Here is a 233-nt window from a genome sequence, read left to right as displayed (position 1 = left end):
CTCGGCGATCATCGCCATGCTCATCGCCGTGGCCGCCATCGCCGGCTTGCTGGGCCTGCTCATCCCGGTGCTGATGCGTCCGCTGACCACCATGGGCCGCGCCATGCAGGACATCGCCGAAGGCGAAGGCGACCTGACCCGCCGCCTGGCGGTGCAGCACAAGGACGAGTTCGGCGAGCTGGCCACGTCGTTCAACCGCTTCGTCGAGCGCATCCACGCCTCGATCAGCGAGG

Annotated in this window: 1 protein-coding gene; it reads left to right on the top strand. The window is 68.7% G+C overall.

Translation table 11 applies throughout. The features are described from left to right. On the top strand, window positions 1–233 hold a 233-nt coding region (locus ABOA88_RS24145; RefSeq protein WP_440128012.1), incomplete at both ends, for a HAMP domain-containing protein.

The organism is Pseudomonas sp. PKS (genome assembly GCF_051913525.1).
In the GTDB taxonomy this organism is placed as follows: Bacteria; Pseudomonadota; Gammaproteobacteria; order Pseudomonadales; family Pseudomonadaceae; genus Aquipseudomonas; species Aquipseudomonas guariconensis_D.
This window is presented reverse-complemented; position numbering and strand designations above follow the sequence as displayed.